The organism is Caulobacter endophyticus (genome assembly GCF_029543245.1).
GTDB lineage: Bacteria > Pseudomonadota > Alphaproteobacteria > Caulobacterales > Caulobacteraceae > Caulobacter > Caulobacter endophyticus_A.
Genome location: NZ_JARQWV010000031.1, coordinates 22,151 through 44,005, shown reverse-complemented (window position 1 = coordinate 44,005; position 21,855 = coordinate 22,151). Strand labels below are relative to the sequence as shown.

Genomic DNA, 21,855 nt, shown 5'->3' with positions numbered 1-21,855 from the left:
AGGGCGTGGACCTTGCGATCCGGCGGCCGAAGCCGTGCGTGAAAGATAACGCCAGGTCGGAAAATATCGAGGGTCGGCGTGGCCCGATCTCCCCGCAAAGCCGGATCAGCCGACGAAGGCGCGTTCGATGACGAAGTCGCCGGGCTCGGCGTTGGAGCCCTCGACCAGGCCGTGGGCCTCCAGCAGGGCGGCGGTGTCCTTGATCATGGCCATCGAGCCGCACAGCATGGCGCGGTCGTGCTCGGGATCGAACTTGCCGCCTTCCAGGCCCAGGTCCTCGAACAGCTTGCCGCTGTTGATCAGGTCGGTGAAGCGGCCCTGGCGCTCGAACGCCTCGCGGGTGACGGTGGGATAGTAGACGAGCTGGGCCTTGGCCTCGTCGCCGACCAGCGGGTCTTCGTGGATCTCGCTGGTGAAGAGGTCGCGATAGGCCAGTTCCTGCACTTCGCGCACGCCGTGGGCGACGATCACCTTCTCGAAGCGGCTGTAGGCGTCGGGGTCGCGGGCGACCGACAGCCACGGGGCCAGGCCCGTGCCGGTGCCGAACAGGAACAGGCGCTTGCCGGGCTTCACCGCATCCAGCACCAGGGTGCCGGTCGGCTTCTTGCCCAGCAGAACCTGGTCGCCGGCCTTGATCTGCTGCAGGCGCGAGGTGAGGGGGCCGTCGGGCACCTTGATCGAGAAGAACTCCAGCTCCTCGGCGAACGAGGGCGAGCCGATCGAATAGGCGCGCAGGATCGGCTTCTTCTCGCCCAGCTCCTCGCGGGCGGGCAGGCCGATCATCACGAACTCGCCCGAACGGAAGCGGAAGCTGGCCGGACGGGTGATGGCGAAGCTGAACAGCCGGTCGGTCCAGTGCTTGACCCAGAGAACGGTCTCCAGGTGGTGCGGGGACTCCTTGGCGGGAGCAGGGGCGGCGGCGGTGGCGGTCTCGGCCGTCATGTCAGTGATTTCGATCCTGTTCGCACCGTCCGAAGAACGGCGGCGCGCATAAGAAAAGTCGGGCGTCGCTCCGGCCCTGAAGGCGACACGGGTGTCATGTGAGAAGTTGAGAGCCGATGTCAACTTTTGCTCTCTGAACCCGCTTGGAGAAAAAATTCTACGAGCGGTCCAAAATATCGCCGTTCGCTTTTTCTGACTGTGTCAAAAATGTGATTGCCGACCACCCCAACGGGGCGCAGACTTCCTTTTGCTTCGTTCGCGAAGCCAACGATACGGAGGAACGTATGCGGGTGAGGTTCGTCATGGCCGCCGCGGCGGCCAGTCTGTTAGCGTTAGGCGTAGCGGGTTGTGAAGGCGGCGCCCAATCCAAGTCCGCCCAGGCCCAGAAAGTGACCCTGGAAGGCAAGTCGGTGACTGCGAGCGGCTGCGTGCGGCCGGTCGAGAACACCAAGTGCCTCGTCGTGCGCGGCCCCAACGGCGGCTATTACGACGTTTCCAGCGCCAGTCCGGCTCCGGACCCCGCCAAGGGGGTCGGCGTCTCGCTGCGTGGTCGCGACCAGGGCAAGAACACGGAATGCGGCCGTGAGCTCACGGACGTGAAATGGTCGTACCTGAACGTCCAGTGCGCGGCGGCGACGCCGAGCGCCTCGACAGGCGCCGAGGAGAAGAAGGACGGCTAAGGCCGCCCGACCTCTTCTGATACGGCTCTAGAGCTCCGGCGAGGGTTGCGCTTCAGCCCTCGCCGGAGCCGGGGTCGGTATGCGTCTTCGGCGTATCGACGCTGGCCTCGCCGCCGGCCGGTTCGGTGGCGGGACGGGGCGGCTTGCCGTCGGTGTTCGGATTCGGCCGCTGATTCTCGTGCTCGACCTCCCGATTGGAGGGGCGTTCGCCGGTATTTGCGGCCATCTCTCATCCTTTCAGACGCTCTTTCGGACGCGCGCAGGCCAAGAAACCTGTGAAAAGGCGCCGCTTGGTCCGTGACTTCCGCAATAACGCGTGTCGAAGGCGTCCTGATCCGCTTGCCCGGCGCAAACGACCCTGCTACACGACGCCGCTCTGGCGCTGGGAAGCGTCGGCGGCGCCGCTCGCGGCCCTCCGGCCTAGACCGTCGCCAAGGCTGCGGTCCTTTCTATCGGGACCGGAGTTCTGCAGGAGTGTAGCTCAGCTGGTAGAGCATCGGTCTCCAAAACCGAGGGCCGGGGGTTCGAGTCCCTCCACTCCTGCCACTATATGTCATCGGCCGGTCCGGCGTTCGGCCCGGCCTGTCAGATACGCGAGCCTCTGAAACCATGGCCAGGAAACCGGGATCCAGCCCGTCAGCGATCAAGAACCGCGCCGCTCGTACGGCTGCGGCGCTGGCCCCTGCCGGTCAGGCTCCGTCCGCCGCTGCGGCGGCTCCCAAGAAGCCTTTCAACCCGGTGCAGTTCTTCCGCGAAGTCCGCGCCGAGGCCCGCAAGATCACCTGGACCACCCGCAAGGAGACCTGGATCACCTCGGTGATGGTCTTCATCATGGTGATCGTCGCCTCGGTGTTCTTCTTCGGCGTCGACTGGATTTTGGGTACGCTGGCCAATCTGCTGCTGAAGTTCGCGGCCGGATAAGACATATAAAGACCATGAGCACCGAAACCGCGACCAACCCGAACCACAAGTGGTACATCGTCCACGCCTACTCGAACTTCGAGAAGAAGGTGGCCGAGAGCATCCGTGAGCAAGCCAAGGCCCAGGGCCTGGAAGACAGCTTCTCCGAGATCCTGGTGCCCACCGAGGACGTCGTCGAGATCCGCCGCGGCCGCAAGGTCAACGCCGAGCGCAAGTTCTTCCCGGGCTACGTCCTGGTGAAGATGAACCTCTCGGACGAGGCCTACCACCTGATCAAGAACACCCCGAAGGTGACGGGCTTCCTGGGCAGCGGCTCCAAGCCGACCCCGGTCTCCGAAAAGGAAGTCCAGCGCATCGTCGGCGCGATCGAAGAGGGCGTCGAGAAGCCCAAGACCGTCGTGCTGTACGAAGTCGGCGAGAACGTCCGCGTCATCGACGGCCCGTTCGCCAGCTTCAACGGCTCGGTCGAGCAGGTCGACGAGGAAAAGGCCCGCCTGCGGGTCACCGTCTCGATCTTCGGCCGCGCCACCCCGGTCGAACTGGAATACAGCCAGGTCGAGAAGATCGCCTAAGCGCGGTCTCTCCATCGAAGCTTTCGAAAACCCCGCGTCGGAAACGGCGCGGGGTTTTTGCTTGTTTGCGGGCCTGGGCGGGCGAGGGGGTCTTTGACTCTCCGCCGCTCTCCTGCTAAACGCCGCGACCTCGCTTCGGGACCTGGTTCCGAGGCGTGTTCGCCGTTTTGGCGAACCCAAATCCGTGGAAGGGCCGCCAAGCCCGCACCACGGCTCACCAGCGAGGGCTCCGGCCCTCACGAGAGGATAGTATGGCTAAGAAGATCCTGGGCTACATCAAGCTCCAGGTGAAGGCTGGCTCGGCCACGCCTTCGCCCCCCATCGGCCCGGCTCTGGGTCAGCGCGGCGTCAACATCATGGGCTTCTGTAAGGAGTTCAACGCGCGCACCGAGAACGTCGAAAAGGGCACCCCCCTGCCGACCGTGATCACTGTCTACCAAGACAAGTCGTTCACCTTCATCACCAAGACGCCCCCGGCGACCCACTACCTGAAGCAGATCACCGGCCTGAAGTCCGGCGCGAAGCTGACCGGTCGTGAGACCGTCGGCGAAGTGACGCGCACGCAACTGCGCGAAATCGCCGAGAAGAAGATGAAGGACCTGAACGCCAACGATCTCGAGGCCGCCGCCAAGATCATCGAAGGCTCCGCCAAGGCCATGGGCCTGAAGATCGTGGAGGCCTAATCCAATGGCTAAGCAACCCAAGCGCATCAAGGCCTGGACCGGCGACCGTGACGCCACCCACGCCGTCGCCGAAGCCATCGCTCTGGTGAAGGCCAACGCCAAGGCCAAGTTCGACGAGACCATCGAGATCTCGGTGAACCTGGGCGTCGACCCGCGTCACGCCGACCAGCAGGTCCGTGGCGTCGTTCAACTGCCGTCGGGCACGGGCCGTGACGTTCGCGTCGCCGTCTTCGCCAAGGACGCCAAGGCCGCTGAAGCCACCGCCGCCGGCGCCGAAGTCGTCGGCGCCGAGGATCTGGTCGAAAAGATCCAGAACGGCTTCATGGACTTCGACCGCGTCATCGCCTCGCCGGACATGATGGCCCTGGTCGGTCGCCTCGGTAAGGTGCTGGGCCCGCGCGGCCTGATGCCGAACCCGAAGGTCGGCACCGTGACCCCGAACGTCGCTCAGGCCGTCAAGGACGCCAAGAGCGGCGCCGTCGAGTTCCGCGTCGAAAAGGCCGGTATCGTGCACGCCGGCATCGGCAAGGCCTCGTTCACCGAGGAAGCCCTGCTGATCAACGTCAAGGCTCTGATCGACGCCCTGAACAAGGCCAAGCCGTCGGGCGCCAAGGGCGTCTACGTCAAGAAGATCGGCCTGTCCTCGACGATGGGGCCGGGCTTCAAGGTCGACGTGGCCTCGATCAACGCCTAATCGGCTGATCGAAGCACACTGACTTCGGAGGCGGGCGCTGGAGCGATCCAGCGCCCGTCTTGCGTTTGGGGCCTTCATTGTGGGCTCGGCTAGCTGATGTTATCTTTCGTCTAGACGGAGAGACGCCATGGCCTTCCACATCCGCGATCCCGAGACGGACGCCCTGGTGCGTCAGTTGGCCGAAAAGGCTCATGTGGGCATCACCGAGGCCGTGAAGCTGGCCGCCAGCGAAGCTTTGGCTGCGCGCGAGAAGGCGACCGCCGAGGCGCGGGAGGAGAAGCTGGCCAGGATGCGGGAGATCGTCGCCGAAGTCAGCACTTGGCCGCGCACAGGTCTCAAGGCTGACAAGGCGTTTTTCGATAGCCTCAACGACGAGTGATGTTCGTCGACGCCTCGGCCTGGACGGCCATTCTGCTGGCGGAAGCCGAGTCCGAAGTCTTCATGGCAAAATTGGCTGATGCGCCAGTGGTGCTGACCTCAGCCATAGCCGGCTGGGAAACCGTGCGAGCCGTCGCGCGCGCGACTAGTCGAAGCCAGTACGAGGCCGCTGACAGGCTCGATGGGCTTCAACGAAGCGCCGGCGCACGGCTGGTCCCGCTTGGGCAGGCCGAGCAGGCCTTGGCCCTAGAAGCCCATGCGCGCTTCGGCAAAGGCGTCCATCCCGCGAAGTTGAACATGGGTGACTGCTTCGCCTATGCCTGCGCCAGGACCAACGGCGCTCCGCTGCTCTACAAGGGCGGCGACTTTGCTCTGACGGATATCGAGGCCGCGTGACTTCCAGCGCTTCCAGGATCATCGACGTCGCCGTGGTCGGCGGCGGGCCCGCGGGGCTGATCGCCGCCCAGCGCCTGGCGCAGGCCGGCCGATCGGTCGTGGTGTTCGAGAAGATGCCGACGTTTGGGCGCAAGTTCCTGATGGCTGGACGCGGCGGGCTGAACCTTACCCACTCGGAGGATCTCGAGCGCTTCGTGGCCCGCTATGGCGAGCGAGCCGGGCCTCTGCGGCCGATGCTGGAGGCGTTCACGCCGGCCGACCTCGTCGCCTGGGCCAAGGATCTGGGCCAGGAGACCTTCGTCGGCGCCAGCGGCCGGGTGTTTCCCAAGGCCATGAAGGCCTCGCCGCTGCTGCGGGCCTGGCTGGCTAGGTTGGAAGGCTTGGGCGTCACCCTGCGCACGCGCTGCGCCTGGGCGGGTTGGGACGCCGACGGCGCGCTGTTGGTCGATGGTCCCGAAGGCCGCGAGGCCTGGCGCCCGCGTGCGACGATCCTGGCCCTGGGGGGCGCCAGCTGGTCCAAGCTCGGCTCCGACGCCGCCTGGACGGGCGTGCTGGAAGGAGAGGGCGCGCGGATCGTTCCGTTCGCGCCCGCCAACTGCGGCTTCGAGGTTTCCTGGAGCGAGATCTTCCGCGAGCGCTTCGCCGGCGAGCCGCTGAAGAACGTTCGGCTGACCAGCGACGGCCGCCAGGCGCGTGGCGACGCCATGGTCGCCGGCTACGGCCTTGAGGGCGGTGCGGTCTATGCCCTGGGGCCGGGCCCGCGCGAGGCGATCGCCCGTGACGGCGCGGCGGTGCTGACGATCGACCTGCGTCCTGATCTGCCGGTCGAGACGCTCGAGCGACGCCTGTCGGGCGCGCGCGGCGGCCAGTCGCTGGCCAACCACCTGCGCAAGGCCCTGAAGCTGTCGCCGGTCGAGGTGAACCTGCTGCGCGAAGCCCACGGCCTGGACCTGCCCAGCGAGCCCGCGGCCCTGGCGGCGGCGATCAAGGCCGCGCCGATCCGGCTGGCGGCGGCCCGGCCGCTTGAGCGGGCGATCTCGGCCGCCGGCGGCGTGGCCTTCGACGGCCTGGACGGCCTGGCGCTTCGCTCCCGTCCCGACGTGTTCCTGGCCGGCGAGATGCTGGACTGGGAAGCGCCCACGGGGGGCTACCTGCTGCAGGCCTGCTTCGCCACGGGCGTGGCGGCGGCGAAGGCGGCTGGGGAGCGGCTGGGGTAGGGGGGGCTTCGGCGCTCCTTTCCTTGCTTTCCTGGGCCTTGTGCCCAGGGCCCATGCTTCAGCCTACTCAGACCTTTCGCGTTCGGCCCGGATCTGAGCAGCGGCCGCCATGGGTCCTCGCCACAAGGGCGAGGAAAGCGAAGAAGGAGGCCAAGAAGGGGGAGGAGAGGTATGCGCCCCGTCCTCAGAAACTCCCCACGTGATGGATGTTGCCGTCCGGATCCTTGAACCACACGAGCTTCATGTCGCCCGCCCGGTGCACGCCGTCTTCCACCGCGATCCCGGGCATGTCGTAGGTCTCAAACGTCACCCCTTTGCTCCGCAGCGCCGCGACCACGGCGTCGAAATGCTCGCCGACGGGCCAGGTGACGGCGGTGCCCTGGTTGGTTCCGGCAAATTCGGACTCGTAGACGGTCAGCACCACGCCGCCGGCGCGATAGGCCTGCACGCCCATCTCGGAATCGCCTTCGGGCCTGAGGCCAAGCACGTCCTCGTAGAACTGCCTGGCTCGCGCCAGATCCTTGACCGGCAGGGTGGGGGAGGCGTCGAACTGGCCCAGCATGGCAAGGCTCCTTCATGGGTTTCACCGCCTTGAAGACGTTCGAGCGCGCTGCGTTCCGACACCTAGGTTGCGTTCCTTATGCAAATCCTCTATACGGCCCGCCTCTCCGCTGGACTCCGGTTTGGCGGCGAACCTGTTTGAGAACTACGGGGCGTGGGGTCACCAACGCCATAATCGAGGAAGGGCCCTTCCTCGCCGTCGGGAGACAGGGATAGAGACGCCAAGACCTCCTACCTCGTGGCCTAGCCCGAGTCAGGTGCGCGGCCGACTTTCCTTGGAACAGGCTGATGCAACTCGCGCGCGGGAGCAATTCCGCATGGGACGAGCATCTGGCTGCCGGAATGGTCCGGCCGCCTGCAACTGAGTAGGAGACCGCAATGGACCGCGCTCAAAAGCAGGAATCGATCGAGTCGCTGAAAAGCGTCTTCGCCGATGCCGGCGCTGTCGTCGTGACCCACTACATGGGTCTGACCGTTGCGGAAATGACCGACCTTCGTCTTCGCCTCCGCAAGGAAGGCGCCGCGATCAAGGTTGTGAAGAACACCCTGGCCCTCAAGGCTCTGGACGGCAAGCTCGGTGAAAAGGGCGACACGCTCTTCACCGGTCCGGTCGCCATCGCCTACGGCCCGGACGCTGTCTCGGCCGCGAAGATCGCGGTGCAGTTCGCCAAGGAAAACGACAAGCTTAAGATTGTCGGTGGCGTCCTGGACCAGACCAACGTGCTGGACGAGAACGCGGTGCGCGCTCTGGCGACCCTGCCGTCGCTGGACGAACTGCGTGGCAAGCTCATCGGCCTCATCCAGGCTCCGGCGACCAAGATCGCTGGCGTCCTGCAGGCTCCGGCCGGCCAGCTGGCTCGCGTCTTCAACGCCTACGCGACCAAAGACGCCGCGTAACGGTCATCCCCGCAAATCTATCCCAATCTCTCTAAGGAACTGACACATGTCGAAGCTCGAAAAGCTGGTCGAAGAACTGTCCACCCTGTCGGTGCTGGAAGCCGCTGAACTCTCGAAGCTGCTGGAAGAAAAGTGGGGCGTCTCGGCCGCCGCTCCGGTCGCCGTGGCCGCCGTCGGTGGCGCTGCTGCTCCGGTCGAAGCTGCTGAAGAGCAAACCGAGTTCACCGTTGTCCTGGTCGACGGCGGCGACAAGAAGATCAACGTGATCAAGGAAGTCCGCGGCGTCCGTCCGGACCTCGGCCTGAAGGAAGCCAAGGACCTGGTCGAAGGCGCTCCGCAGAACGTCGTCGAAAACGTTTCGAAGCAGCAGGCCGACGAAGTCGCCAAGAAGCTGACCGAAGCCGGCGCCAAGGTCCAAGTGAAGTAATCCGGCTCCGCGTCGTCTGACGCGGATCTGGTCTTCATGACCTTACGAGACGGGCCCGGAGGGAAACCTCCGGGCCTTTCTTTTTGCCCTCTCCCCTTGCGGGAGAGGGTGGCCTCCCGAAGGGAGGTCGGGTGAGGGGTCTCTCAGAACTGTCCGCGCGACCCCTCATCCGTCGGCCTTCGGCCGCCACCTTCTCCCGCAAGGGGAGAAGGATGCTTCGCTTCATTCATCCGATAAATCGCACCTTCTGCGTTGACGGCGCTGTCAGCCGCCACTACGCCGGTATCAGGAAATGATAGCGGTAACTTAGTGGAGGAATCGCATGGCTTGGCTGGGTAACGGCGCAAAGGCGCGCGTCCTGGGTCTGGTTTCGGGCCTGGCGCTCAGCGTCGGGGCGGGCATGGCGGTCGCCGCGCCGCAGACGACGGTGGATCGCAACGGCGCCTATGTCTCGGTCGAGACCTACGCCCCCAACGTCATCCGCGTGACCATCAGCCAGGACAAGGACCTGGCCAAGGCCGCCCCCGGCTATGGCGTCAACGGGACGGCCAGCGACAAGGGCTGGCGTCACGACCAGAAGGCCGGCGCCGACATCTTCACCTCGGCCGAGCTGTCGCTTGAAGTCGTCGCCCAGCCGTGGCCGAACGCCCCCAGCCTGCAGGAGCGCTATTTCGCGCCGGCCCTGCCGCCGGTGTCGATCAAGGTGCGCAAGCCCGACGGGACGTCGCTGGTCGACATGACCGGCTGGGAGATGGCCCCGCACGTGGTCAGCGGCGAGAAGACCTATCGCGCCGGCGCCACCTTCTCGACGACCGCCGACGAGCACTTCTACGGCCTGGGCCAGAACCAGGAGCAGACCACCACGCTGGACCTGCGCGGCCGCACCATCGACTGCAAGCACGACTATGACGCGCCCCACGGCGAGACCGTCTGCGTGCCCTTCCTGGTGACGTCCAAGGGCTACGGCATCCTGTGGGACAACCCTTCGGCCACCAAGATCTATCCGGGCGTCAACGGCCGCACCCTGTGGCAGAGCAATGTCGGCGAGCGCGTGTCGTTCTTCGTCATCACCGGCAAGACCACCGACGAGATCTATGCCGGCTATCGCGCCCTGACCGGCGTGACGCCGCTGCCGCCCAAGGCCGCCTTCGGCTACATCCAGTCCAAGGCCCGCTACGCCAGCCAGGCCGAGCTGATGGCCGTGGCCGACGGCTACCAGAAGCGCCAGCTGCCGCTCGACATCATGGTGCTGGACTGGTTCCACTGGACCCGCATGGGCCAGATCGACATCGATCCGCAGGCCTTCCCCGACCCGGCCGGCATGAACAAGACGCTGCACGACCGCGGCGTTCACAGCATCATCAGCGTGTGGCCCCGCTTCGAGCAGGAAGGCCGCTACTTCAACTACCTGGCCGACAAGGGCTGGTTCCTGAAGGACGCCGACGGCAAGGTCGTCGACGGCCTGCCGTTCCGCAGCGACCGCACCGGCGCCCTGATCGACACCACCAACCCGCAGGCCCGCGACTGGTTCTGGGGCAAGATCCGCGACAACATCCTCTCGCAGGGCTTCGACTGGCTGTGGCTGGACGAGACCGAGCCGGATCTGGTGCCGTCGGGCTTCTTCTTCCATGAGGGCTCGGGCGACCGCATCCGCAACGCCTTCCCGCTGATGCACACCCAGCTGGCCGCCGACGGCTCGCGCCGCGATCGTCCCGACAAGCGCAACCTGATCCTGGCCCGCGCCGCCTATACCGGCGCCCAGCGCAACGGCTCGCTGTTCTGGTCGTCCGACATCTCGCCGACCTGGGAGGTGCTCCAGCGCCAGGTGCCGACGGGTCTGAACTTCACCGCTTCGGGTCTCGCCTATTGGGGCAACGACATCGGCGGCTGGCAGTGGCTGCCGTCGACCACCACGGCGACCAAGCCGCCGCTGCTGGATCCGTCGGACGCCCGCGAGGTGGTCGGCCAGAACAACGACTATCCCGAGCTCTTCACCCGCTGGTTCCAGTACGGCGTCTTCACCCCGACCCTGCGCGTGCACGGCATGCGCAAGGAAAGCGAGCTGTGGTCGTTCGGCAGGGAGGCCGAGGGCGTCCTGACCAAGTACCTCAAGCTGCGCTACGCGCTGATGCCGTACCTCTACTCGATGGGCAAGACGACCTACGACACCGGCGCGCCCTTCATGCGCGGCCTGTTCATGGATTTCCCGAGCGACCCGAAGGTGGCCAACATCGGCGACCAGTACATGTTCGGCCCGGCCTTCCTGGTGGCTCCGGTCACCGAGCAGGGCCAGACCGAGCGCGACGTCTACCTGCCGGCCGGCGCCGACTGGTACGACTACTGGACCAACCAGAAGTACACGGGCGGCCAGACGGTGCGGGTGAAGGCGCCGATCGACGTCATCCCGCTGTTCGTCCGCGCCGGTTCGATCGTGCCGATGGGCGCGCCGATCATGAACACCAGCCAGACCCAGGCGATCAGCGCGGTGAAGGTCTATCCGGGCCGCGACGCCGAGTTCTCGCTCTATGACGACGACGGCGTCACCAACGCCTACGAGAAGGGCGTCGGCAAGACGGTGAAGCTGCGCTGGGACGACAAGGCCGGCAAGCTGACGGCCACCGGCGACAAGGCCCTGGCGGCCCAGGCCCAGGCCGCCGTGCAGGTGGTGAAGTAGGAAGACCAAGAGGGGAGGGCGGAAACGTCCTCCCCTTTTTCTTTGACCCCTCTCTCATGGAGAGAGGGAGGGGCCCATGGCGAAGCCATGGGAGGGTGAGAGGATACACTCTTGCCGGATAGGGCGCGGCCTGGGTGAGGTGTGCAGAGCGCCAGTCGTTTCAGCCAGTCGCATGGCCACACCACGGAGAGGTGCAGGTTCCCGCGGCCAGCGGTGAAACCTCTCACCCTCCCACCGCTGCGCGGCGGGCCCCTCCCTCTCTCTAAGAGAGAGGGATTTGGGACAGCGTCCGCGCCACGCTCTCCAACCGCGCCTCCCACGTCTGACCATCCGGCTGGAACGCCCTGACCGCCGGGTACCAGGGATAGCCCGCCGTCCCGAGCGCCGGCCAGTTGGGGTTGGCCGAGACGATCCAGGTCTCGGCTCCAAGCGCGGCGGCGAGGTTGGCGGTGGCGGTCGGCGGGCCGATGACGAGGTCGAGCGCGCGGCAGAGGGCGGCGACGCCTTCCAGGTCCTGCATCAAATCAAGGCCGGGCGGCCGATGGATCGTCAGGCCCTGGGCCTGGGCGCGGGCCAGATCCGGTTCGGCGTCGCCGTACTGCAGGTTCACGAACACGGCGCCCGGCGTGGCCAGCGCCGGCCTCCAGGCCTCGAATGGGGCGAAGCGACGTGAGCGCAGGCCGGCCATCAGGCCGCTGCGCCAGATGACCCCGACCTTGCGGCCGGGGCCAAGGTTCTGCAGCCAGTTCCGCCAGTGCGCGACGCGGGCCGGATCGGGCTCGAGGAAGGCCCTCGCATTGTCGAATTTCTCCAGCGTTCCGCGCAGCAGCGGCAGCAGATCGCCCATCGGAGCCCAGGCCTGGACCTGTCCGGCGTCGGGAACCGTGCGGCGCAGGCGGCCGGCGAGGCTGGTGGTGGCGTGGGCGATCACCCGCACGGCCGGCCAGGCGCGCGCGAACAGCGGAACAAGGCGCGGCTCCACCGCCAGCGTCAGGCGGCCGGTAGGTCCAAGGGCTGCCAGGGCGTCGCCGATCATCGAGCCGAACATCACCTCGTCGGCTAGACCCTGCTCGCCGACCAGCAGCAGGTGCAGCCCGTCCAGGGGCGTGGCGGGCGTCCAGCGCGGAGCGGGGATGTCGAAGGCCAGGGCCTCGCGGCGCTCGGGCGCCAGGCGGGCGGCGTAGTCGTCCCAGCCGCCGAGGTCGCCCAGGCACAGGCGGGCCGTGGCGCGGGCCAGCCGCACGGCGGCGGCCTGGGGCGGCGTCGGCCGGGCCGCCAAGGCCGCATCGCAGGCTTCCTTCGCGGCCGCCGGATCGCCGACGTCGAGGCGGGCCAGGGCGGCGTTGGCCAGGATCGGCGCGTCGCGCGGGGCCAGGCGCAGGGCCTCGTCGTGGAACACCCGGGCGTCGGCGTCGTCTCCCTTCTGGGCGGCGATCGAGCCGAGCAGGCTCCACAGGTGCGGCGCTTCGGGCGCTTGGGTCATGGCTTCGCGCACGATGGCCAGGGCCTCGTCGCAGCGGTCGAGGTCGCGCAGCACGGCGCCCAGGTCCTGGGCGTCGGCCAGGTCGCCGGGGCAGGCGGCGCGGACGCGGGCCAGCAGGTCGGCGGCGAGGCCAGGCTGGCCCATGCGGCGGGCCAGCCGGGCCAAGTCGCGCACGCCGTCGGGATCGGCGGGAGCCTTCAGGTGAGCCTGCCGCAAGGCCTCGAAGGCCTGGAGCAGGGCGCCGGCCCGCTCGCGCACCAGGCCGATCAGGCGCAGGGCCAGGCTTCCGCCCTCGGGCAGGGTCGCGGCGGCCAGGCTTTCGGCGCGGGCGAAGTCGCCATCCGCCAGAGCATCCCCGGCCGCGACCAGCCGCTTGCGGGCGGCGGCGGGAACCTCGTCCAGCCGCGCGGCGATGCGGTGCAGGGGCGAGAGCGGCCTGGCCTGGGCGGCGGGGCGGGGCTTGAGCGCGGCGGACATCGGCGAGGGCCTTGGCAGGAAAGGGAAGCGTCGCCGCGTTGAACGAAACCGCGCTGTGAAATTGGTCGCTCTTTCCCCCTTTTCATCCTCGCTTCGATCCCCTATATCGGCCCGTTCACGAAGACATTTCGGCGGAGTGCGTCCACGCACGTCCGCTCTTCAACGCCCCGAGGCGCGGTCAGCCGCCCTCCGATACGCGCGAAGGGGCGCCCGACAGACTTCCGGTCCCGGTCGTCAGTCAGGGGAATTCCAGCGTCCAGCGCTTCCCGGCAAGGGGAGCGGCGAGGGTGGACGCTACGGACATTCGAACTCACGCGCGGAGTCCATCCGCGCCGCAGGGAAAAAACATGGCGCAATCCTTCACCGGCAAGAAGCGGATCCGGAAGTCGTTCGGCCGCATTCCCGAGGCTGTGCAGATGCCGAACCTCATCGAGGTTCAGCGCTCCTCCTACGAACAGTTCCTGCAGCGCGAGGTCCGTCCGGGCCAGCGTCGCGACGAGGGCGTCGAGGCGGTCTTCAAGTCGGTGTTCCCGATCAAGGACTTCAACGAGCGCGCCGTGCTCGAATACGTGTCGTACGAGTTCGAAGAGCCGAAGTACGACGTTGAAGAGTGCATCCAGCGCGACATGACCTTCGCCGCGCCGCTGAAGGTCAAGCTGCGCCTGATCGTCTTCGAAACCGAAGAAGAAACCGGCGCCCGCTCGGTCAAGGACATCAAGGAGCAGGACGTCTACATGGGCGACATCCCGCTCATGACGGACAAGGGCACCTTCATCGTCAACGGCACCGAGCGCGTCATCGTCTCGCAGATGCACCGCTCGCCCGGCGTGTTCTTCGACCACGACAAGGGCAAGACCCACGCCTCGGGCAAGCTGCTGTTCGCCGCCCGCGTGATCCCGTACCGCGGCTCGTGGCTCGACTTCGAATTCGACGCCAAGGACATCGTCTACGTCCGTATCGACCGTCGCCGTAAGCTGCCGGCCACGACCTTCCTCTATGCCCTGGGCATGGACGGCGAAGAGATCCTGACCACGTTCTACGACGTCGTTCCGTTCGAGAAGCGTTCGGGCGGCTGGGCCACCCCGTACAAGGCCGAGCGCTGGCGCGGCGTGAAGCCGGAAGTCGCCCTGATCGACGCCGACACCGGCGAAGAGGTCGCTCCGGCTGGTCAGAAGATCAGCGCCCGCAACGCCAAGAAGCTGGCCGACGGCGGTCTGAAGACCCTGCTGCTCGGTCCGGAGGCCCTGACCGGCCGCTACCTGGCCCGCGACGCCGTCAACTTCGAGACCGGCGAGATCTACGCCGAAGCCGGCGACGAGCTGGACGTCACCACGATCCAGGCCCTGGCCGACCAAGGCTTCGACACCATCGACGTGCTCGACATCGACCACGTGACGGTCGGCGCCTACATGCGCAACACCCTGCGCGTGGACAAGAACGCCGTCCGCGAAGACGCGCTGTTCGACATCTACCGCGTGATGCGTCCGGGCGAGCCGCCGACGGTGGAAGCCGCCGAGGCCATGTTCAAGTCGCTGTTCTTCGACGCCGAGCGCTACGACCTGTCGTCGGTGGGCCGCGTGAAGATGAACATGCGCCTCGAGCAGGAAGTCTCGGACGAAGTCCGCGTTCTGCGCAAGGAAGACGTCCTGGCCGTGCTGAAGCTGCTGGTCGGCCTGCGCGACGGCCGCGGCGAAATCGACGACATCGACAACCTCGGCAACCGCCGGGTGCGTTCGGTCGGCGAACTGCTGGAAAACCAATACCGCGTCGGCCTGCTCCGCATGGAGCGCGCCATCAAGGAACGCATGTCGTCGGTCGATATCGACACCGTCATGCCGCACGACCTGATCAACGCGAAGCCCGCGGCTGCTGCAGTCCGCGAGTTCTTTGGTTCTTCGCAACTCTCGCAGTTCATGGACCAGACGAACCCGCTGTCGGAAATCACCCACAAGCGTCGTCTCTCGGCCCTCGGCCCGGGCGGTCTGACCCGTGAGCGCGCCGGCTTCGAAGTCCGCGACGTTCACCCGACCCACTACGGCCGGATCTGCCCGATTGAAACGCCGGAAGGCCCGAACATCGGTCTGATCAACTCGCTGGCCACCCACGCCCGCGTGAACAAGTACGGCTTCATCGAGAGCCCGTACCGTCGCGTGAAGGACGGCAAGCCGCAGGACGAAGTCGTCTACATGTCGGCGATGGAGGAATCCAAGCACGTCATCGCCCAGTCGAACATCAAGGTCGACAGCGGCGAGATCGTCGAAGAGCTGGTTCCGGGCCGCATCAACGGCGAACCGACCCTCCTGCAAAAGGAGACGGTGGACTTGATGGACGTGTCGCCGCGCCAGGTCGTGTCGGTGGCCGCCGCCCTGATCCCGTTCCTCGAAAACGATGACGCCAACCGCGCCCTCATGGGTTCGAACATGCAACGTCAGGCCGTGCCGCTGGTGCAGTCCGACGCCCCGCTGGTCGGCACCGGCATGGAAGCGGTCGTCGCCCGTGACTCGGGCGCCGTGGTCATCGCCAAGCGCACCGGCGTCGTCGAGCAGATCGACGGCACGCGTATCGTCGTGCGCGCCACCGAAGAGACCGATCCGGCCCGCTCGGGCGTCGACATCTACCGGATGTCGAAGTTCCAGCGTTCGAACCAGTCGACCTGCATCAACCAGCGTCCGCTGGTGAAGGTGGGCGACAAGATCAGCGCCGGCGACATCATCGCCGACGGTCCGTCGACGGAGCTGGGCGAACTGGCCCTGGGCCGCAACGCGCTCGTCGCGTTCATGCCCTGGAACGGCTACAACTTCGAAGACTCCATCCTGATCTCCGAACGCATCGTCCGTGACGACGTCTTCACCTCGATCCACATCGAGGAATTCGAAGTCATGGCCCGCGACACGAAGCTTGGTCCGGAAGAAATCACCCGCGACATCCCGAACGTCGGCGAGGAAGCCCTGCGCAACCTCGACGAAGCCGGCATCGTGGCCATCGGCGCTGAAGTGCAACCCGGCGACATTCTCGTGGGTAAGGTCACGCCGAAGGGCGAAAGCCCGATGACCCCGGAAGAGAAGCTGCTGCGCGCCATCTTCGGCGAGAAGGCTTCGGACGTCCGCGACACCAGCCTGCGCCTGCCCCCGGGCGTCGCCGGCACGATCGTCGACGTGCGCGTCTTCAACCGTCACGGCGTCGACAAGGACGAGCGCGCGCTCGCCATCGAACGCGCCGAGATCGACCGTCTGGGCAAGGACCGCGACGACGAGTTCGCGATCCTGAACCGCAACATCTCGGGTCGTCTGAAGGACCTGCTGATCGGCAAGGTCGCCCTGTCGGGTCCCAAGGGCCTGCAGCGCGGTGAAATCACCGCCGAAGGCCTGGCCGGCGTGGCTTCGGGCCTGTGGTGGCAGATCGCTCTCGAAGACGAGAAGGCGATGGGCGAACTGGAGTCGCTCCGCCGTCTGTTCGACGAGAACCGCAAGCGCCTCGACCGTCGTTTCGAAGACAAGGTCGACAAGCTGCAACGCGGCGACGAACTGCCCCCGGGCGTCATGAAGATGGTCAAGGTCTTCGTCGCGGTGAAGCGCAAGCTGCAGCCGGGCGACAAGATGGCCGGCCGTCACGGCAACAAGGGCGTCATCTCGCGCATCCTGCCGATCGAGGACATGCCGTTCCTCGCCGACGGCACCCACGTGGACCTCGTGCTGAACCCGCTGGGCGTGCCTTCGCGCATGAACGTCGGTCAGATCTTCGAAACCCACCTGGGCTGGGCCTGCGCCAACCTCGGCAAGCAGATCACCGGTCTGCTCGAGGACTGGCAGCACGGCGGCCAGAAGGACGCGCTGGTCGAACGTCTGCGTGAAGTCTACGGCCCGGACGAGGAGCTGCCGGACACCGAGGAAGACCTGGTCGAACTGGCCAAGAACCTCGGCAAGGGCATTCCGATCGCCACCCCCGTCTTCGACGGCGCGCGCATGGAAGACATCGAGGACCACCTCGACATGGCCGGCGTGAACCGTTCGGGTCAGTCGATCCTGTTCGACGGCACCACCGGCGAGCAGTTCAAGCGTCCGGTCACGGTCGGCTACATCTACATGCTGAAGCTGCACCACCTGGTCGACGACAAGATCCACGCCCGTTCGATCGGTCCGTACTCGCTGGTCACCCAGCAGCCGCTGGGCGGCAAGGCCCAGTTCGGCGGTCAGCGCTTCGGGGAAATGGAAGTGTGGGCTCTGGAAGCCTACGGCGCCGCCTACACCCTGCAGGAAATGCTGACGGTGAAGTCGGACGACGTGGCCGGCCGGACCAAGGTCTACGAGTCGATCGTCCGCGGCGACGACACGTTCGAAGCCGGTATCCCGGAAAGCTTCAACGTGCTGGTCAAGGAAATGCGCTCGCTCGGCCTGAACGTCGAGCTGGAGAACAGCTGATCCGGATCTCCCTCCTCTGCCTGAAGAGCAGGGGAGGGGCCCCTTTCAGCCTCTTCTCCCTCAAGAATTTTCGCGGGTAGTCCCGCAGAAGGAACCAAGATGAACCAGGAAGTCCTGAACATCTTCAATCCGGTCCAGGCCACGCCGACCTTCGACCAGATCCGCATCTCGCTCGCTTCGCCGGAAAAGATCCGTTCGTGGTCGTTCGGCGAGATCAAGAAGCCCGAGACCATCAACTACCGCACGTTCAAGCCCGAGCGTGACGGCCTGTTCTGCGCCCGTATCTTTGGCCCGACCAAGGACTACGAATGCCTGTGCGGCAAGTACAAGCGCATGAAGTACAAGGGCATCATCTGCGAAAAGTGCGGCGTGGAAGTCACCCTCGCGCGCGTTCGCCGTGAGCGCATGGGCCACATCGAGCTGGCCTCGCCGGTCGCGCACATCTGGTTCCTGAAGTCGCTGCCCTCGCGCATCGCCATGATGCTCGACATGCCGCTGAAGGACATCGAGCGCGTCCTGTACTTCGAATACTACATCGTCACCGAGCCGGGCCTGACCCCGCTGAAGCAGCACCAGCTGCTGAGCGAAGACGACTACATCCGCGCTCAGGACGAGTATGGCGACGACAGCTTCACCGCCGAGATCGGCGCCGAGGCCGTCCAGAACCTGCTGAAGGCCATCGACCTCGAGAAAGAGGCCGAGAAGCTGCGCGAGGAACTGGCCGGCACCGTGTCGGACATGAAGCAGAAGAAGTTCAGCAAGCGCCTGAAGATCCTGGAAGCCTTCCAGGAGTCGGGCAACCGTCCCGAGTGGATGGTGCTGACCGTCGTTCCGGTCATTCCGCCGGAACTGCGCCCGCTGGTGCCGCTGGACGGCGGCCGCTTCGCGACCTCGGACCTGAACGACCTGTATCGCCGGGTCATCAACCGTAACAACCGTCTGAAGCGCCTGATCGAGCTGCGCGCGCCCGACATCATCATCCGCAACGAAAAGCGGATGCTGCAGGAGTCGGTCGACGCCCTGTTCGACAACGGCCGTCGCGGTCGCGTCATCACCGGCGCCAACAAGCGGCCCCTCAAGTCGCTGGCCGACATGCTGAAGGGCAAGCAAGGCCGCTTCCGTCAGAACCTGCTCGGCAAGCGCGTCGACTATTCGGGCCGTTCGGTCATCGTCGTGGGTCCGGACCTGAAGCTGCACGAGTGCGGCCTGCCCAAGAAGATGGCGCTCGAGCTGTTCAAGCCGTTCATCTACGCGCGCCTGGACGCCAAGGGCCTGTCGGGCACCGTCAAGCAGTCCAAGCGCATGGTCGAGCGCGAGCAGCCCCAGGTGTGGGACATCCTCGAAGAGGTGATCCGCGAGCACCCGGTCCTGCTGAACCGCGCCCCGACCCTGCACCGTCTGGGCATCCAGGCGTTCGAACCGAAGCTGATCGAGGGCAAGGCCATCCAGCTGCACCCGCTGGTCTGCGCCGCGTTCAACGCCGACTTCGACGGCGACCAGATGGCCGTGCACGTCCCGCTGAGCCTGGAAGCTCAGCTGGAAGCGCGCGTCCTGATGATGTCGACCAACAACATCCTGTCGCCCGCCAACGGTCGCCCGATCATCGTGCCGTCGCAGGACATCGTCCTGGGTCTGTACTACCTGTCGGTCGCCCGTGACGGCGAGCCGGGCGAAGGCAAGATCTTCTCGGATCTGGGCGAAATCGAAGCGGCCATGGACGCCGGCGTCGTTTCGCTGCACGCCAAGATCAAGTCGCGCTTCACCGAAATGGACGCCGATGGCGTGGCTCGCCGCCGCGTGATCGACACCACGCCGGGCCGCATGAAGATCGCCGCCCTGCTGCCGCGCCACCCCGCGATCGGTCACCGACTGATCGAGAAGGCGCTGACCAAGAAGGAAATCGGCAACCTGATCGACGTCGTCTACCGCCACTGCGGTCAGAAGGCGACGGTGATCTTCGCCGACCAGGTCATGGGCCTGGGCTTCAAGGAAGCCGCCAAGGCCGGCATCTCGTTCGGCAAGGACGACATCATCATTCCGAAGCGCAAGGAAGCGATCGTCGCCGAGACGCGCGCCCTGGCCGAGGAATATGAGCAACAGTACGCCGACGGCCTGATCACCAAGGGTGAGAAGTACAACAAGGTCGTTGACGCCTGGGCCAAGGCCACCGATCGCGTCGCCGACGAGATGATGGCCGAGCTTCAGATGAAGCATAAGGACGAGAACGGCCGCGAGAAGGAAATCAACGCCATCTACATGATGGCCCACTCCGGCGCCCGTGGTTCGCAAGCCCAGATGAAGCAGCTGGGCGGCATGCGCGGCCTGATGGCCAAGCCCTCCGGTGAAATCATCGAGACCCCGATCGTCTCGAACTTCAAGGAAGGCCTGACCGTTCAGGAGTACTTCAACTCCACCCACGGCGCCCGTAAGGGTCTGGCCGACACCGCGCTGAAGACCGCCAACTCGGGTTACCTGACCCGTCGTCTGGTCGACGTCGCGCAGGACTGCATCATCGTCGAGGAAGACTGCGGCACCACGAAGGGCATCACCCTTCACGCCGTGGTCGAAGGCGGCGACGTGCTGGTCTCGCTGGGCACCCGCGTCCTGGGCCGCTTCACGGCCGAGGACGTCAAGGACCCGTCGACGGGCGAGCTGGTCGCTCCGGCCGACACCTACATCGACGAGAACATGGCCGACGCCATCGAGGCGGCGGCTGTCCAGTCGGTGAAGGTCCGCTCGGTCCTGACCTGCGAAGCCAAGATCGGCGTCTGCGGCGCCTGCTACGGCCGCGACCTGGCCCGCGGCACCCCGGTCAACATCGGTGAAGCTGTCGGCGTCATCGCCGCCCAGTCGATCGGTGAGCCGGGCACGCAGCTGACCATGCGTACGTTCCACATCGGCGGCACCGCCCAGGTGGCCGAGCAGTCGTTCTTCGAAAGCAGCAACGACGGTATCGCCCGCGTCAGCGGCGCCACCGTCGTGGCGTCCGACGGCGCCCTGGTCGTGATGAGCCGCAACACCTCGGTGAGCGTGCTGGTCGACGGCAAGGAACGCGAGAACTACAAGCCGCCGTACGGCGCCCGTCTGAAGATCAAGGACGGCGACACCGTCAAGCGCGGCCAGCGTCTGGCCGACTGGGACCCCTACACCACGCCGATCATCACCGAAGTCGGCGGCCGCATCCGCGCCGAAGACCTGGTGGACGGCTTCTCGGTCCGCGAGGAAGTCGACGAAGCGACGGGCATCGCCCAGCGCGTCATCGCCGACTGGCGTGCGTCGGCCCGCGGTTCGGACCTGCGTCCGGCCATGGGCGTGCTGGCCGAGGACGGCAGCTACAAGCGTCTGTCGAACGGCGGCGAGGCTCGCTACCTCCTGTCGGTCGGCGCCATTCTCTCGGTGGCCGACGGCGACGAAGTGAAGCCGGGTGAAGTCATCGCCCGTATCCCGACCGAAGGCGCCAAGACCCGAGACATCACCGGTGGTCTGCCGCGCGTCGCCGAACTCTTCGAAGCCCGCCGTCCGAAGGACTGCGCGGTCATCGCGGAAATGGACGGCCGTGTCGAATTCGGCAAGGATTACAAGAACAAGCGCCGGATCAAGATCACTCCGGACGTCGACGCCGACGGCAACCAGCCCGAAGCGGTCGAGTTCCTGATCCCGAAGGGCAAGCACATCGCGGTGCATGATGGCGACTACATCACGCGCGGCGAGTACATCATCGACGGCAACCCGGATCCGCACGACATCCTGCGCATCCTGGGCGTCGAGGCCCTGGCCAACTTCCTCGTCGACGAGATCCAGGAGGTCTATCGACTGCAGGGCGTGCCGATCAACGACAAGCACATCGAGACGATCGTTCGTCAGATGCTGCAGAAGGTCGAGATCATCGAGCCCGGCGACACCGGCCTCATCAAGGGCGACCACCTTGATAAGCCGGAGTTCGACAAGGAACAGGACAAGGCGATCGCCCGCGGCGGCCGTCCGGCTGTGACCCAGCCGGTTCTGCTCGGCATCACCAAGGCGAGCTTGCAGACCAAGAGCTTCATCTCGGCCGCGTCGTTCCAGGAAACGACCCGCGTCCTGACCGAAGCCTCGGTGCACGGCAAGACCGACACCCTGGAAGGCCTGAAGGAAAACGTCATCGTGGGTCGTCTGATCCCCGCCGGTACGGGTTCCTACCTGCGCAGCCTGCAGCGCGTCGCCGCCAAGCGCGACGAGCAGCTGGCCCAGCAGCGCGAAGAGGCGATGGAGCCGCTGCCGGCGGAAATCGCCCTGTCGGACGCCGAGTAATCGGCGACCGACAATCTTCAGACGGTATGTTCCGACGCCGAGTAATCGGCGGAAGACGGCCTTCAGGGTTGTGCTAGACAAGGAGCGGTCGGGGAAACCCGGCCGCTCTTTTGTTTTGCGCGGTCGCCGGGGCGGCCGGATGTCG

16 protein-coding genes, 1 tRNA gene and 1 pseudogene are annotated in these 21,855 nt (G+C 66.3%); 14 read left to right on the top strand and 4 right to left on the bottom strand.

The annotated features are described in order from the left end of the window. Positions 1 to 105: 105 nt before the first annotated feature. Positions 106 to 1,003, bottom strand: a pseudogene (locus P7A99_RS22695) (ferredoxin--NADP reductase); the annotation flags it as partial. Positions 1,004 to 1,226: 223 nt separating this feature from the next. On the opposite strand from P7A99_RS22695, the gene P7A99_RS22690 reads away from it, so the two are divergent. After that, positions 1,227 to 1,622, top strand: a complete 396-nt coding sequence (locus P7A99_RS22690) for a hypothetical protein (RefSeq protein WP_277795992.1) — start codon at positions 1,227 to 1,229, stop codon at positions 1,620 to 1,622. Between the two features lie 52 nt (positions 1,623 to 1,674). On the opposite strand, the gene P7A99_RS22685 is transcribed toward P7A99_RS22690, so the two are convergent. Then, positions 1,675 to 1,848 (bottom strand): hypothetical protein, encoded by a 174-nt coding sequence (locus P7A99_RS22685; RefSeq protein ID WP_277795991.1) that lies wholly within the window; start codon positions 1,846 to 1,848, stop codon positions 1,675 to 1,677. Positions 1,849 to 2,092: 244 nt separating this feature from the next. Here P7A99_RS22685 and P7A99_RS22680 point away from each other — a divergent pair. From P7A99_RS22680 to P7A99_RS22645, 8 genes are all read left to right on the top strand, one after another. After that, a tRNA-Trp gene (locus tag P7A99_RS22680) sits at positions 2,093 to 2,168 on the top strand. A gap of 63 nt (positions 2,169 to 2,231) precedes the next feature. Next, positions 2,232 to 2,543, top strand: coding sequence for a preprotein translocase subunit SecE (gene secE / locus P7A99_RS22675; RefSeq protein WP_101719570.1), 312 nt, complete (start codon positions 2,232 to 2,234; stop codon positions 2,541 to 2,543). Between the two features lie 14 nt (positions 2,544 to 2,557). Then, entirely contained in the window at positions 2,558 to 3,115 is a 558-nt protein-coding gene (gene nusG, locus P7A99_RS22670) for a transcription termination/antitermination protein NusG (RefSeq protein ID WP_058346465.1), read from the top strand. A gap of 251 nt (positions 3,116 to 3,366) precedes the next feature. Then, positions 3,367 to 3,798, top strand: a complete 432-nt coding sequence (gene rplK, locus P7A99_RS22665) for a 50S ribosomal protein L11 (RefSeq protein WP_010918527.1) — start codon at positions 3,367 to 3,369, stop codon at positions 3,796 to 3,798. Between the two features lie 4 nt (positions 3,799 to 3,802). After that, positions 3,803 to 4,492, top strand: coding sequence for a 50S ribosomal protein L1 (rplA, locus tag P7A99_RS22660; protein ID WP_277795990.1), 690 nt, complete (start codon positions 3,803 to 3,805; stop codon positions 4,490 to 4,492). 127 nt (positions 4,493 to 4,619) lie between these two features. Next, positions 4,620 to 4,871, top strand: a complete 252-nt coding sequence (locus tag P7A99_RS22655; RefSeq protein WP_277795989.1) for a type II toxin-antitoxin system VapB family antitoxin — start codon at positions 4,620 to 4,622, stop codon at positions 4,869 to 4,871. Next, positions 4,871 to 5,266: a type II toxin-antitoxin system VapC family toxin gene (locus tag P7A99_RS22650; RefSeq protein WP_277795988.1), complete on the top strand. Its 396-nt coding sequence runs from the start codon at positions 4,871 to 4,873 to the stop codon at positions 5,264 to 5,266. Before P7A99_RS22655 ends, P7A99_RS22650 begins: the two co-directional genes overlap by 1 nt. Then, complete coding sequence (locus P7A99_RS22645; RefSeq protein ID WP_277795987.1) at positions 5,263 to 6,483, top strand: TIGR03862 family flavoprotein; 1,221 nt, start codon at positions 5,263 to 5,265, stop codon at positions 6,481 to 6,483. The genes P7A99_RS22650 and P7A99_RS22645 overlap by 4 nt, the downstream gene beginning before the upstream one ends. A gap of 184 nt (positions 6,484 to 6,667) precedes the next feature. On the opposite strand, the gene P7A99_RS22640 is transcribed toward P7A99_RS22645, so the two are convergent. Further along, a complete protein-coding gene (locus P7A99_RS22640) occupies positions 6,668 to 7,045 on the bottom strand; it encodes a VOC family protein (RefSeq protein ID WP_277795986.1) in 378 nt (125 codons plus the stop codon). A 377-nt stretch (positions 7,046 to 7,422) separates the two neighbouring features. On the opposite strand from P7A99_RS22640, the gene rplJ reads away from it, so the two are divergent. The 3 genes from rplJ to P7A99_RS22625 all read left to right on the top strand — a co-directional run bounded on the left by rplJ (position 7,423) and on the right by P7A99_RS22625 (position 11,042). Next, positions 7,423 to 7,941 (top strand): 50S ribosomal protein L10, encoded by a 519-nt coding sequence (rplJ, locus tag P7A99_RS22635; protein ID WP_277795985.1) that lies wholly within the window; start codon positions 7,423 to 7,425, stop codon positions 7,939 to 7,941. A 46-nt stretch (positions 7,942 to 7,987) separates the two neighbouring features. Further along, positions 7,988 to 8,368, top strand: a complete 381-nt coding sequence (gene rplL, locus P7A99_RS22630; protein WP_058346458.1) for a 50S ribosomal protein L7/L12 — start codon at positions 7,988 to 7,990, stop codon at positions 8,366 to 8,368. A 322-nt stretch (positions 8,369 to 8,690) separates the two neighbouring features. Next, entirely contained in the window at positions 8,691 to 11,042 is a 2,352-nt protein-coding gene (locus P7A99_RS22625; protein ID WP_277795984.1) for a glycoside hydrolase family 31 protein, read from the top strand. Between the two features lie 262 nt (positions 11,043 to 11,304). Here the strand turns inward: P7A99_RS22625 and P7A99_RS22615 are convergent, their stop codons facing one another. Next, on the bottom strand, positions 11,305 to 13,002 hold the full coding sequence (locus tag P7A99_RS22615) for a tetratricopeptide repeat protein (RefSeq protein WP_277795983.1): 1,698 nt from the start codon (positions 13,000 to 13,002) through the stop codon (positions 11,305 to 11,307). A gap of 347 nt (positions 13,003 to 13,349) precedes the next feature. Here P7A99_RS22615 and rpoB point away from each other — a divergent pair, with 347 nt between their 5' ends. Then, positions 13,350 to 17,420 (top strand): DNA-directed RNA polymerase subunit beta, encoded by a 4,071-nt coding sequence (gene rpoB, locus P7A99_RS22610; protein ID WP_277795982.1) that lies wholly within the window; start codon positions 13,350 to 13,352, stop codon positions 17,418 to 17,420. Between the two features lie 99 nt (positions 17,421 to 17,519). Then, the gene (gene rpoC / locus P7A99_RS22605; protein WP_277795981.1) at positions 17,520 to 21,710 is read left to right on the top strand and encodes a DNA-directed RNA polymerase subunit beta'; all 4,191 of its coding nucleotides are present in this window, start codon (positions 17,520 to 17,522) and stop codon (positions 21,708 to 21,710) included. Positions 21,711 to 21,855 lie beyond the last annotated feature (145 nt).

Excerpts from the sequence above, each read along its gene's own strand:
- P7A99_RS22690 (WP_277795992.1), top strand. The coding sequence starts at position 1,227 with ATGCGGGTGAGGTTCGTCATGGCCGCCGCGGCGGCCAGTCTGTTAGCG.
- P7A99_RS22685 (WP_277795991.1), bottom strand. The coding sequence starts at position 1,848 with ATGGCCGCAAATACCGGCGAACGCCCCTCCAATCGGGAGGTCGAGCAC.
- secE (WP_101719570.1), top strand. The coding sequence starts at position 2,232 with ATGGCCAGGAAACCGGGATCCAGCCCGTCAGCGATCAAGAACCGCGCC.
- nusG (WP_058346465.1), top strand. The coding sequence starts at position 2,558 with ATGAGCACCGAAACCGCGACCAACCCGAACCACAAGTGGTACATCGTC.
- rplK (WP_010918527.1), top strand. The coding sequence starts at position 3,367 with ATGGCTAAGAAGATCCTGGGCTACATCAAGCTCCAGGTGAAGGCTGGC.
- rplA (WP_277795990.1), top strand. The coding sequence starts at position 3,803 with ATGGCTAAGCAACCCAAGCGCATCAAGGCCTGGACCGGCGACCGTGAC.
- P7A99_RS22655 (WP_277795989.1), top strand. The coding sequence starts at position 4,620 with ATGGCCTTCCACATCCGCGATCCCGAGACGGACGCCCTGGTGCGTCAG.
- P7A99_RS22650 (WP_277795988.1), top strand. The coding sequence starts at position 4,871 with ATGTTCGTCGACGCCTCGGCCTGGACGGCCATTCTGCTGGCGGAAGCC.
- P7A99_RS22640 (WP_277795986.1), bottom strand. The coding sequence starts at position 7,045 with ATGCTGGGCCAGTTCGACGCCTCCCCCACCCTGCCGGTCAAGGATCTG.
- rplJ (WP_277795985.1), top strand. The coding sequence starts at position 7,423 with ATGGACCGCGCTCAAAAGCAGGAATCGATCGAGTCGCTGAAAAGCGTC.
- rplL (WP_058346458.1), top strand. The coding sequence starts at position 7,988 with ATGTCGAAGCTCGAAAAGCTGGTCGAAGAACTGTCCACCCTGTCGGTG.
- P7A99_RS22625 (WP_277795984.1), top strand. The coding sequence starts at position 8,691 with ATGGCTTGGCTGGGTAACGGCGCAAAGGCGCGCGTCCTGGGTCTGGTT.
- P7A99_RS22615 (WP_277795983.1), bottom strand. The coding sequence starts at position 13,002 with ATGTCCGCCGCGCTCAAGCCCCGCCCCGCCGCCCAGGCCAGGCCGCTC.
- rpoB (WP_277795982.1), top strand. The coding sequence starts at position 13,350 with ATGGCGCAATCCTTCACCGGCAAGAAGCGGATCCGGAAGTCGTTCGGC.
- rpoC (WP_277795981.1), top strand. The coding sequence starts at position 17,520 with ATGAACCAGGAAGTCCTGAACATCTTCAATCCGGTCCAGGCCACGCCG.